This window comes from Shewanella sp. KJ2020 (assembly GCF_024197625.1).
GTDB lineage: Bacteria > Pseudomonadota > Gammaproteobacteria > Enterobacterales > Shewanellaceae > Shewanella.
This window is the reverse complement of record NZ_JAKUKD010000005.1, coordinates 56,570-68,895: the sequence shown is the minus strand read 5'-3', so window position 1 is coordinate 68,895 and position 12,326 is coordinate 56,570. Positions and strand designations below refer to the sequence as shown.

12 protein-coding genes are annotated in these 12,326 nt (G+C 46.1%); 4 read left to right on the top strand and 8 right to left on the bottom strand.

The window, feature by feature from the left end:
- Positions 1-11: 11 nt before the first annotated feature.
- Together yfbR and MJO46_RS03210 are read right to left on the bottom strand one after the other, a co-directional pair.
- Positions 12-599, bottom strand: coding sequence for a 5'-deoxynucleotidase (yfbR, locus tag MJO46_RS03215; protein WP_253988091.1), 588 nt, complete (start codon positions 597-599; stop codon positions 12-14).
- A 211-nt stretch (positions 600-810) separates the two neighbouring features.
- Positions 811-2,025, bottom strand: a complete 1,215-nt coding sequence (locus MJO46_RS03210; protein WP_253988090.1) for a pyridoxal phosphate-dependent aminotransferase — start codon at positions 2,023-2,025, stop codon at positions 811-813.
- A gap of 684 nt (positions 2,026-2,709) precedes the next feature.
- Between MJO46_RS03210 and MJO46_RS03205 the strand changes: the two genes are divergently transcribed.
- Both MJO46_RS03205 and MJO46_RS03200 read left to right on the top strand, forming a co-directional pair.
- Entirely contained in the window at positions 2,710-4,092 is a 1,383-nt protein-coding gene (locus MJO46_RS03205; RefSeq protein WP_253988089.1) for a Na+/H+ antiporter NhaC family protein, read from the top strand.
- A 305-nt stretch (positions 4,093-4,397) separates the two neighbouring features.
- Positions 4,398-5,732, top strand: coding sequence for a glutamine synthetase family protein (locus MJO46_RS03200; protein ID WP_253988088.1), 1,335 nt, complete (start codon positions 4,398-4,400; stop codon positions 5,730-5,732).
- 130 nt (positions 5,733-5,862) lie between these two features.
- Here the strand turns inward: MJO46_RS03200 and efp are convergent, their stop codons facing one another.
- From efp to MJO46_RS03170, 6 genes are all read right to left on the bottom strand, one after another.
- Entirely contained in the window at positions 5,863-6,423 is a 561-nt protein-coding gene (gene efp / locus MJO46_RS03195) for an elongation factor P (protein WP_198783397.1), read from the bottom strand.
- Positions 6,424-6,468: 45 nt separating this feature from the next.
- Positions 6,469-7,647 carry an elongation factor P maturation arginine rhamnosyltransferase EarP gene (gene earP / locus MJO46_RS03190; RefSeq protein ID WP_253988087.1) on the bottom strand — a complete coding sequence of 393 codons (1,179 nt, stop codon included), beginning with the start codon at positions 7,645-7,647 and terminating at the stop codon, positions 6,469-6,471.
- A gap of 102 nt (positions 7,648-7,749) precedes the next feature.
- The gene (gene fldA / locus MJO46_RS03185) at positions 7,750-8,277 is read right to left on the bottom strand and encodes a flavodoxin FldA (protein ID WP_011789429.1); all 528 of its coding nucleotides are present in this window, start codon (positions 8,275-8,277) and stop codon (positions 7,750-7,752) included.
- A 56-nt stretch (positions 8,278-8,333) separates the two neighbouring features.
- Entirely contained in the window at positions 8,334-8,606 is a 273-nt protein-coding gene (ybfE, locus tag MJO46_RS03180; RefSeq protein WP_007648264.1) for a LexA regulated protein, read from the bottom strand.
- 11 nt (positions 8,607-8,617) lie between these two features.
- The gene (locus MJO46_RS03175) at positions 8,618-8,839 is read right to left on the bottom strand and encodes a DUF2788 domain-containing protein (RefSeq protein WP_198783399.1); all 222 of its coding nucleotides are present in this window, start codon (positions 8,837-8,839) and stop codon (positions 8,618-8,620) included.
- 101 nt (positions 8,840-8,940) lie between these two features.
- On the bottom strand, positions 8,941-9,717 hold the full coding sequence (locus MJO46_RS03170; RefSeq protein WP_253988086.1) for an alpha/beta fold hydrolase: 777 nt from the start codon (positions 9,715-9,717) through the stop codon (positions 8,941-8,943).
- A gap of 297 nt (positions 9,718-10,014) precedes the next feature.
- Between MJO46_RS03170 and seqA the strand changes: the two genes are divergently transcribed.
- On the top strand, positions 10,015-10,563 hold the full coding sequence (gene seqA, locus MJO46_RS03165; RefSeq protein ID WP_253988085.1) for a replication initiation negative regulator SeqA: 549 nt from the start codon (positions 10,015-10,017) through the stop codon (positions 10,561-10,563).
- Between the two features lie 69 nt (positions 10,564-10,632).
- Positions 10,633-12,285 carry a phosphoglucomutase (alpha-D-glucose-1,6-bisphosphate-dependent) gene (gene pgm, locus MJO46_RS03160; protein WP_253988084.1) on the top strand — a complete coding sequence of 551 codons (1,653 nt, stop codon included), beginning with the start codon at positions 10,633-10,635 and terminating at the stop codon, positions 12,283-12,285.
- Positions 12,286-12,326 lie beyond the last annotated feature (41 nt).

The window sequence follows — 12,326 nt, the reverse complement described above, 5'->3', positions numbered from 1 at the left end:
GCAGTAGCAAATCAAAGCATCTTGTTTATTTCGTCCAAATTCAGGGTAAAACTCGGGACAAAACAATCCATAAAGTATTTCACCGCAGGATCGGCATTGGCGGCGAGCATGGCCTCTAGGCGTTTACGGGCGGTATTAAATTCGGTATTACCGGCGCGATTCTCCTCTAGGCATTTAAGGTAAGCACACAGAGTATCAGCCGATTTGACTATGGTTTTGTAAAGGGGATCGGTGTAATCGCTGATAAATAGGCTGCGATAATCCTCTTTAAATTCTTCTGGCACCATATCCAGCATACGCTGCTCGGCAATAGCCTCGATTTTTTTATACTCGGCCTCGATCTCTTTATTGAAGTATTTCACCGGTGTCGGTAAGTCGCCCGTCAGGATCTCACTGGCATCATGAAAAATCGCCAGACTCGTGGCTTGGTGGGGATCGAGCGTCGTGCCAAACTTTTTATTGCTAATGATGACGAGTGCATGGGCAACCATGGCAACCTGCAATGAATGTTCTTGTACATTCTCAGGGCGCACATTGTACATCAAGGGCCAGCGTTGAATGAGTTTCATCCGAGCTAAATGGGCAAATAGGTGGCTCATAGTGATCCTTCTATTGAGTTAACTGGATAACGTCATGATCTGCAATGAAAATCACTTAAATCTATTAGGACAGATTTAACGTTAATGTTGGCTTAGACTATCACAGCCATGAACGACAAGTGAGCGCAAATCCTAGGGATTTTATGAAAAAGGCAAAAAATAAAGCGATCGCAAGGATCGCTTTACAGACCAACAGTTAGCTTCCCACTGACTATTGTCGATAGGTCTCAAGGAATGCACCAAACTCGGTCAGCGCTTTAGTGAGATCTTCCTTATAGGGTAAGAATACCACACGTAAATGATCGGGCTCTGGCCAGTTAAAGGCGCTGCCGTGGACTAACAGGATTTTCTTTTCCCTGAGTAAATCCAGCACTAAACGCTCATCATCCCGCAAATTGAATTTTTTCATATCCAGTTTTGGGAAAGCATAGAGAGCACCTTTAGGTTTTTTCACACTCACGCCGGGAATTTGGTTGAGCAGCTCATAACAGGCATCCCTTTGCACCGTGAGCCGGCCATTAGGCAAAATAAGCTCATTAATACTCTGGTAACCGCCAAGGGCCGTTTGAATCGCATGTTGATTGGGCACGTTTGCACACAGGCGCATTGAGGACAACATCTCTAAGCCTTCGATGTAACTTTTAGCGGCCTTAAGATTGCCCGATAACATCATCCAACCGATACGAAATCCGGCAACGCGATAAGCCTTGGATAGCCCATTAAAGGTAACAGTTAAAATATCGTCAGACAGACTAGCCGCCGGAATATGTTTAGCTTCGTCATATAAAATTTTGTCGTAAATTTCATCGGCAAACAGGATCAAATCGTGTTGACGACAGAGTTCAACCACTTGCAGCAGCAATTCTCTGCTGTATACCGCTCCCGTTGGATTATTCGGGTTAATCAGTACTATGCCGCGAGTACGCGATGAAATTTTGCTTTTAATGTCGTTGAGATCGGGAAACCAATCGGCTTCTTCATCGCAGCGGTAATGCACGGCTTTACCGCCCGCAAGGTTGGCCGCCGCAGTCCACAGGGGATAATCGGGTGAGGGGATTAAGATCTCATCATCGGTATTTAGTAAGCCTTGCATGGCCATCATAATGAGTTCTGAAACGCCGTTGCCTATATAGATATCTTCGATATCGACACCAAAAATCCCTTGGGCTTGATAATGCTGCACTATGGCCTTGCGGGCAGAGAATAATCCTTTTGACTCACAGTAGCCTTGGGCACTGGGTAAATTGAGGATCACATCGCGCACAATTTCCTCAGGCGCTTCGAAACCGAAGGGGGCCGGATTACCGATATTCAGTTTGAGGATCCGATGCCCCTCGTCTTCTAAACGTCTGGCTTCCTTGTGCACTGGGCCGCGGATGTCATAGCAAACGCTATCCAGCTTGTTGGATTTGATGATAGGGCGCATTTACACCTCGAAACATGCAGTTAATTTGGGCTTAAGTTAGCGCACCATAACGAAATTTTATCGGTTAAGGAAGAGGACTAAAGCACAGATTGGCACTTTTTTTCATAAAAAAGCTTAGTTAAATATGCTTTAACGGCCAATTAATAAAATGCATACAAGTTTTAAATTCTAAAAATTAATCGATATAAGGCTGAAATGACTTTTACATTAACTGCTATATGGCGGGTTATCGTACAGAGATAACGCTTGAGGATAGTTGTTAAGCGAGTAGATCTTACTCACTGATTTTATTTAACACTTTTTTAATAAATTGGGATAACGCCATGTTCGAGTCTATATTGATAATTAGGCAAATTAACTGAATGCTTATTAAGCATCTGCTATCGAGTGGTCTTTTGATTGTTTTCAATTAAATTTGTTTAATATCATGTTGTTATTATTTTTGTTGGGTGAGCGGGTAAAATTATTTTCCCTTAGAATAAATTTATAGTTGACTCAATATTCGATGCGCTTTATTTTCTGCGCGATGTTTTTGGCAAGGCACCTCAGATAGCAAGCTTTTAGCGGGTTTTATCAGCAGGGTCATCATGAAGCAGCTGTGTTGGCGCTCTGTATCGAGGTGATTTCAGGCGCTGTTCTAAAAACTTTTGCCTTTTAGGCGACTTATTTAGAGGACCTAAGTGCATGTCTGAACCGACAGCGTTAAGTCTTATTCCACCTTTGGTGGTCTTGGTGCTAGCTATTTGGTTACGCCGCCCCATTTTGTCCCTGATCATCGGTGCGGTAACGGGTTTTCTGTTACTCGACCCTGCCCAAGTGTTAAATAATTTTGCCAGTGTCTCCTTAAAAGTCATGGCCGATGAAACCATTGGTTGGTTGATTTTAGTCTGTGGCTGTTTTGGTGCCTTAATCGCGCTGTTAGTGCGTACCGGCGGCGCGCTGGCGTTTGGCCGTAATGCACTTAAATTTGCTAACGGGCCTAGATCCTCCCTGTTTATGACCTTTATCCTCGGCATTGTGATTTTTATTGATGATTATCTCAATGCGCTGACCGTGGGTGAAACCATGAAGCGAGTCACGGATAAGTTTAAGGTGTCCCGTGAAATGCTCGCTTATGTTGTCGATTCAACAGCGGCGCCCGTATGTGTGTTAGTGCCCCTATCGACCTGGGCAGTATTCTTTGGTGGCTTGTTGGTCGATAACGGTGTGGCAGCGGAAGGTCAGGGCATTAGCGTTTACATGCAGGCCATCCCATACATGCTTTATGCTTGGTTAGCCGTGGCTATGGTGCTACTGGTGGTATTAGGCATAGTACCTGCGATTGGTCCAATGAAAACGGCGCAGCTTCGTGCGGCGCAGGGTGAACCTGCACAGGCACAGGTCGATTTTGACCAAGTGCAAACCTCAGACGAATATGCCATTGCTGCTATCGAAGAAGAGTTTAAGCATGCTGACAACCAGGGCAAATTGCACAACTTCCTCGTCCCTATCCTGTTGCTGGTAGCCTTTACCGTGTATTTCGATATCGATGTGTGGAAGGGGCTATTAGCGACCTTAGTGATCACGCTGCCTTATTATGCGGTGCAGCGTTTAATGCCATTATCCGAGATGATGGATCAAATGATCGATGGTTTTAAGAGCATGTTACCCGCCATTGGGACTGTGATTGCCGCGTTCGTTTTTAAAGACGTATGCGATCAGCTGTTACTGCCCCAGTATGTCATTGAATCCTTAAGCCCGTTTATGACACCTAAGTTGCTGCCCGCAGTGGTGTTCTTATCCATGGCGATCCTTGCATTTGCCACTGGGTCGAGCTGGGGTATTTTTGCGGTGACCATTCCAATCGTGATGCCATTAGCGCAATCGGTTGGGGCGGATATCCCCTTAGTGATCGGTGCGCTGTTGTCGGCATCATCATTTGGTAGCCAAGCATGCTTCTACTCTGATTCAACCGTATTGGCGGCGCAGGGCTCTGGTTGTAACTTAGTGAGCCATGCTGTGACTCAGTTGCCCTATACGCTTATTGCTGCTGTACTGGCCTTTATCGGCTTTATCGTGATTGCGTAAAAACTTTCATGTTTAGAATAAGAAACCAGCTGCGGCTGGTTTTTTTATGTCTGCCGTAATTTGGTTCAGTGGTTAAAGTGGGTAAAAGGTGAATGGATGGTGATAGTGAATAGTGGAGAGTCGCTAGGCTTGAACTAGGATAGACGCATAGCGACTCGATGCTGTTATTGTCAAATTATATTTTACGAATTTGTCATTTATATTTTACATTTTTTATGTTCACTATATAGCTTTTCAACAGCAAGCCTGATTATACTCTGCATCCTTCATGGTGTTATTTTCAACATTAGCGGCCAACGGATCAAATGGACTCAACCCTTCTTACTGCGTTTTTCCAGCACGGTACAATACGTGATGTCGAATGTTTATTCCCTGATATTTCTGGCTATCCGAGGGGGAAGCTGATGCCAGCCCGAAGCTTTGCTAAGGGAGCTGAGCTACGCATTGCCCAAGCGATTTCGATGCAGGCGATTACTGGGGAATATTCCTACGATCCCATCTTTCCCGATGCCGATCCTGATCTCCTCTTAATTCCCGATTACAGTACCCTAAAAATGGTCCCCTGGAGCACAGTGCCGCGGGCATTTGCTATCCATGACTGCGTGTTGCTCGATGGCAACTTATGTCCATTTGCGCCGCGATCCATTTTAAAAAATGTGCTGGCCCGCTATCAAGCCCTCGGACTCACGCCCGTGGTCGCCCCTGAGATTGAGTTTTATCTGACTGAAGCCAATACGGATCCCAGTGTGCCTTACCAGGCGCCCATTTCAAAAAGTGGCCGAGCTGAAAACGGCCAATCTGCATTTAGCATGAATATGCTCAATGAACTGGCGCCATTTTGGGATGAGTTTAATGCTGCTATCGATGCGATTGGGATCAAGGGCGATACTTGGATCCATGAGATGGGGCTCTCGCAGTATGAAATTAATTTAGTGCATGGCGATCCGCTGACCTTAGCGGATCAGGCCTTTATGTTTAAATATGCGGCGAAGGAAATCGCGATTAAACATGGCTTGAACGCGATTTTCATGGCGAAACCCATAGCGGGTCAACCCGGCAGTTCTATGCATTTACATCAAAGTGTGGTGGATGATAAAGGCAATAATATATTCAGCCATGCGGACGGCAGCGACAGTGAACGTTTCCATCATTATATCGGTGGATTACAGAAGTATCTGCCTGATTTGATGTTGTTATTCGCGCCTAATATTAATTCCTTCAGACGTTATATTTCCGGCAGTCAAGCGCCGATTAATTTAAGCTGGGGCGTTGATAATCGCACTACAGGTTTACGCGTGCCCTTAAGTGCGCCGGTGGCGAGACGGGTAGAGAATCGTATTGCGGGCGCCGATGCTAATCCGTATCTGATGATTGCCGCATCTTTGGCTGCGGGTCTTGCGGGAATGGAAGAAAAACTCGCACCCAGCGCGCCAGAAACCGGTAGCGCCTATGAGAGCAGCCATGATCTCGCGCCTACGTTCTTAGCTGCGTTAACGCAAATGCGCCAAAGTGGCTCGGCAAGACGTTTACTCGGGGATGATTTTGTCACGGGCTTTGTGTCGGTGAAGGAGATTGAGTTTCAAAGTTATTTGAGTGAGATAGGCGCATGGGAGCGACGTTTCTTAGGGCCGCAATGCTAATGCTTTTGTTGATAAGAAAATGTCTTTTAATCAGTTAAGTACCTGACCTTCTATATGCCTAGCTAAAAAATAGCGACAAAAAAGCCAGTGCAAGCACTGGCTTTTCTTCGTCTGGAAACGGGAAGGGCGATTATACGCGCTTCTTGAATTCACCAGTGCGAGTGTCGATTTCAATCTTGTCGCCAACTTTTACGAAGTCAGCAACGCTGATGGTGCCGCCGCCAGTGATAGTGGCTGGCTTCATCACTTTACCTGAAGTATCGCCACGAGCTGAAGGCTCAGTGTAGATCACTTCACGTACGATAGTGGTTGGCATTTCAACGGAGATAGCTTTGCCATCATAGAAAGTTACTTGGCAAGTTTCTTCCATACCGTCAACGATATAAGCCGCTGCATCACCTAGGTTTTCAGCTTCTACGTCGTATTGGTTGTACTCTGCATCCATAAATACAAACATAGGATCAGCAAAGTAAGAATAAGTACAGTCAAGACGATCTAAGATGATGTCTTCTAACTTATCTTCACCTTTGAAAGTCGTTTCAGTACCAGAGTTAAGCAGTAAGTTTTTCAACTTTAACTTAACGATAGCAGCGTTACGGCCAGAACGAGTTGTTTCAGTTTTCTGCACAACCCATGGGCTGCCATCTAACATGATCACGTTACCAGGACGGATTTCATGAGCAGTTTTCATTACACTATTTCCTATATTTAGATTTTTCTGTTTTCGCGCAGTATCTTAGCTGTTTTTAACGAACTGGACTAGTCGAGTAGCGAGATCTGCAGCATTTAATGCATTAATTGGCCATTGTTTAGCATGGTGCAACAAGGGCAAATTAACAGGATTAAGGTTTTGCCAGTGAAGACTCACGGCCGATTGCTGTGCTTGGTTGAACGCAAGATTCAATTCAGACCAATAACCCGCAATTTTAGGTGGCAGATTATCGCAGTAAAGTTTGAGAAAAGCTTCTAATTTTACGAGGTGATAATCATCTTCTTGGGGATAAATGTGCCAAATGAAGGGTTTTGCGGCCCATTGGGCGCGTAAAAAAGAGTCTTCACCGCGCACGATATTAACATCACAGCTCCAAAGCAGGCGATCAAACCCCTGTTGATCTGTCATTGGCAAAATGTGCAGAGTCAAATTACCATGGGCTATTTGCTGGCCCGGCACTAGGGCGGCAATATCACAGGGGAGTAGATGCTTCAGGCTGTTTAGGCTGCGCCCTTTAGGGATCAGCGCATGGATTTTTTCGCCCGATTGCTGCCATAACTCGCATAGTGCGGGTAGCGCCTCGGTCTCATAGCTAAAGATGCTAATCACAGTATCTTGAGCCTCAATCCCCTTAAGGCCTAACTGACTAAAAAGCTGTAATTTATTGGCCGTGTCCGCTTGCCAGGCATCGCGCTCGGCAAACAACTCTTGCTCGCAAATGAGCCCACCGGTTTTAGCGCTAAAGCCTGGGAAGTAGAAATATTTCTTTAAACCGCTTGCCTGTAGTGAAGGCAAACCATGGCAACCTTCTACCCAGTCTTCGGCACTTAAATACTCTAAATTCAACCAGATAGGCACAGATTTGGGGTCTACTTGATGTAAATGCACCAGTTGGCTTTTTACCTGTTCGGGTAATTCACAGGCAAAGGCCTCGATGATCACAGAACCAGCGACAAACGCTATGGGTAAAGGCTTAGTCCAATGAATAATATTCACGCCATTAAAAGTTTGAGTGGCTTTTAGCGGATCGAGTGTGGGTAATATATGGGAGAAGCTCATCAGATCATCGACCCACAAATTAACGGGGATCTGATACTCATTGGCAATTTGTTTGGCCAAACGCCAAGTTACGCCAATATCGCCGTAGTTATCAACGACGGTGCAAAAGATATCCCAATGATTGGAGTGGGGCGTAGTCATCATGTGTATGGTATGTCGTTATTCAGTGGTGAAACGAGTCGATTCTCTATGGCGATGCATAAAAAAAGCGGCGTCAAGGCCGCTTTAATCGAATGGTTAGGCAAATTAATCTTCTAATTCAGCTAAGCACATTTCTTCGTAAATTTGCTTAACCCAGGCATCGACACGTTCTTCGGTCAGTTCAGGCTGACGGTCTTCATCGATACCTAAACCGATAAAATGGTCGTCATCGACTTGGCCCTTGGAAGCTTCGAAGTTGTATCCCGCCGTTGGCCAATGGCCGATGATAATGCCGCCGCGCGCCTGAACAATATCGCCTACCATGCCCATGGCATCGAGGAAATACTCGGCGTAGTCTTCTTGGTCACCACAACCAAAAATGGCGACAAGTTTGTCGGTGAAATCGATTTGCTCAAGCTCTGGGAAAAAATCATCCCAGTCGCATTGGGCTTCGCCATAATACCAGGTTGGGATGCCGAACAGCAACAGGTCATATTCTGCGATCTGTTCTTTGGTGCTCTTGGCGATATCTTTCACCTCAACCATTTTTTTACCCAGTTTTTTCTGGATCATCTTGGCGACAGCTTCGGTGTTGCCTGTGTCGCTACCGAAAAAAAGACCTACAGTTGCCATTGTCTATCCTTTAATATCTAGTTCACTTATATGTTAATCTTGCTGGTATTGATTGTTCAGCATTCAATTTGTTGCTGAAGAATAAATTCGATTAACTGGCTACGGCTGATGTTACTGGCCAATGCCTGCTCATTCAAGGCGTCATACAAATCTTGTGACACCTTTAACTCTATTCGCTTTAATCCTTTGGCTTTATCCCGCTGGATCTGGTTGCGCTTATTGACCTTGAGCTGTTGGCTACGGGACAAAGGATTGCTACGTGGGCGGCCCCGGCGCTTTTCATTGGCAAAAAGGTCAATGGTGGTTCTGTCTGTTGCTTCTTTTGCCATGTTCTTATTGTTTAACCGATACCTGAACCTTCCCAGGACATCTGGATAATACCTTTTGCAATAAACCCGGCGCAGCCGAGAAATAACACTAACCAAACAATAAATCGACCAAATTTAGGCACATTACCCTGTTTGAGCACATCATGGATGGCCATGCCGATAAAGAAAAATATCGCTGCAAAAAACAGGTTCAGGCCAATGGCTTCAATTTGTTCCATGTACTGAGATAACATACTTTCTTAGTCCTCTAGAGTCTTCTAAGGCTAAAAGAGGCGCGAATATATCACAACAAGATGGCGGCTGCTATATGATTTAGGTCAGGGATCCTTGTCATTTACATTGCTTGTTTGTCAATAAATTCAGACACAATTCGGTTAAATATGGCGGGTTTTTGTGCATGTAACCAATGGCCGCAACCTTCTAGGGTTTTCGCCTGGGCCGATGGGAATTGCGTCATGATGGCATTTCTATGTTCACCAGTGACATAGTTAGATTCCCCTCCACGGATAAAGAGACTGGGCCCCTGGTAAACTTGGCTACTTTCTCCTCCCTGGTTATGCCAACCAATAATGTTGGGATAACACGCTTTTAACCCGCTTAAGTTCATTTTCCAGCGAAAGCCTGTCTCAGTCCGTTGTAGGTTTTTGAGGAGAAATTGGGCTGTCGCTTCATCAATGCCACTATGGGTTAAATGGGTCAAGGCAAAACGGCGATCGGTATGGCCTTCTAATGGCAGACTTTCTAAGGCTGCAAACACTATATCGTGCCTTGGCTCATAGGCCACAGGCGCGATATCGGCCGCCACCACGCTAAGAATGCGTTCGGGATAGGCTAGGGCGGTGGCCATGGCAATCTTGCCCCCCATGGAATGGCCGACGATATGGGCGCGCTCGATTTGGCATTGATCCAATAAATTAACCATGGCCTTAGCTAAGCTTGGGTAATCCATGAGTGCCCAATGTTCACTTAAGCCGTGATTAGGTACATCAACGCGGATAACCTGATGATTAGCTTCGAGTACTTGGCCTAGGCCCTTAAGATTATCGAGATTGCCGAATAGTCCATGGATAAGGAGGACAGCCTCTCCTTGACCTGAGGTTACAAAATTCATGGAGTTACCTGTGCTGTGATGCAAAAAGTTTTGCGGATTGTGCCCCTAATGCCTTTAGTTTGACAAGTGTGTCACGGTTTTTGCCCTCGGATAATGCCGAACTTGGCTGCTTTTTCAGCAATTACCAGCGTTGTGATAATTTGATGTGCGATTTCACCCATTTTTAGATTAATGATGCTTTATCAGATTGATAGAGATAGATACACTGGGGGGCGATCGCAACGATCCTTTTGCGAGGATCGCCCGCGGTACACTTTTTTCGGTTATGCCTATCGAATAACAAAGGATAATAAGGTTATGAAATATATCGAAGTGGATGAAGAGCTCTATCGTCATATTGCCAGCAAAACAGAACGCATTGGTGAGAGCGCCTCTGACATTCTTCGTCGATTACTCGGCCTGTCCGTCAATGCGGTTGAGCAAGCCGAGCCAAAGGCTATCAGTCAGCCTAGTTTGGAAGTTGAGCCCCTCGCTCCAAACGTTGAAGTGAAAGAGATAACACCCTCAGTGGCGGATTTTACCAGCCTAGTGGATGAACACAGATTATCACTGCAAAAAGGGGCCGTTGGGCGTTTCTTATTTTTACTCGAGAGTTTATATCAGCAAAGCCAAGTGGCATTTTCACAGATCCTGCTGATCCAAGGCCGCGATCGCCTCTATTTTGCCCGTTCACGTGAAGAATTACTGCAGGCGAGTCCTTCGGCGAATCCGAAGGAAATCGGCAGCAGTGGCTTTTGGGTGACCACAAATAACAATACCGCGAAAAAACGCGCTATTTTATCGGAAGTGTTAGTGCAGTTTGGTTGCGATGCACAAGTTGCCAGCACTATCGCCGAACGCGTATAAGATTGATCAGCGCCGTAAGTACAGGGCGTTTCACACTATTTAACCGATTTTCCAGTAGGAGAGGATCAGGTGGCAATACATCAACGGGCAGGACAAACCGCAAATCAGACGGATCTGGTGAATATTCCAAAACTGATGAGCCATTATTACAGCATCAAACCCAATGTGGATGATGCAGGGCAACGGGTAGCGTTTGGCACTTCGGGGCACCGTGGCAGTGCTTTTTTGGGGAGTTTTAACCAAGACCATATCTTGGCCATTACCCAAGCTGTGGTGGATTATCGCCAATCGGTGAATATCGATGGGCCGCTGTTCCTTGGGATAGATACCCATGCCTTATCCTACGCCGCTTATGTCTCTGCGATTGAAGTCTTGGCCGCAAATAAAGTGACAGTGCGCACCCAACAAAACGATGGTTTTACGCCGACACCCGTGGTTTCCCATGCGGTGATTTGCGCTAATCGTGAGGCCAATATCAATGGTGCCGCCTTGTCCGATGGTTTGATCATCACGCCGTCCCATAATCCGCCACAGGATGGTGGGATTAAATATAACCCTCCCCATGGTGGTCCAGCCGAAGGCAATATCACAGCGTGGATTGAAGCGCGCGCCAATGATTATCTACGCGCCGAGCTTAAGGGAGTGAATAAACTCGCCTATGCCGATGCACTGACTTCGGGCTATGTGCATGCCATCGATTTAATCAGTCCCTATGTGGCCGATTTAGAAAATGTGATTGATATGCAAGCCATTGCGAAAGCTAAGCTTAAGCTAGGCGTCGATCCATTAGGCGGCTCGGGTATCCATTATTGGGCTCCGATTGCTAAGCACTATGGTATTGATATCACCCTAGTGAATGATAAAGTCGACCCAAGTTTTAGTTTTATGCCACTGGATAAGGACGGCAAGATCCGCATGGATTGCTCGTCTCCCTATGCGATGGCCGGTTTGCTCGCCCATAAAGATGCCTTCGATTTATGTGTCGGTAATGATCCCGACTACGACAGACACGGTATCGTGTGTCCAGGCACAGGGCTGATGGACCCCAATCACTATTTAGCGGTAGCGATTGATTATCTGCTGACCCATAGACCGAATTGGAGCGATAGCTTAGCCATAGGTAAAACCCTGGTATCGAGTGCGCTTATCGACAAAATTTGTGCTTTCCACGGTAAAAAATTGCTCGAAGTGCCCGTGGGCTTTAAGTGGTTTGTCGATGGATTAGCCGAGGCAACTGTTGCATTTGGTGGTGAGGAGAGTGCGGGAGCGGCATTTTTACGCCGTGATGGCACGACTTGGTGTACCGATAAGGATGGTTTTATTTTGGTACTTTTGGCCGCAGAAATGCTCGCGGTCACGGGGAAAACCCCGGGGCAACGTCATCAGGAATTAGTAGCCCAATTTGGCCAAAGCTTTTATAAGCGTATAGACAGCCCGATTAGCCTTGAAAATAAAGCCAAATTTGCCAAACTCAATGCAGATACCTTAAATGCAACTGAACTTGCGGGTGAGAAAATTGAAGCGGTATTGACCCATGCGCCGGGCAACAATGCATCGATTGGCGGCATTAAAGTGACGACGGCCAACGGTTGGTTTGCGGCGCGCCCATCGGGCACCGAAGCCTTATTTAAGATCTACGGTGAAAGCTTTATTAGCGAGCAGCATTTAGCTGAGATCATTAAGGATGCGCAGGCATTAATTGATAAGGCGCTAAACGCTTAAGTGAGCTTTTCAGAGATAAAAGTGAGCTTTTGAAAGATAAA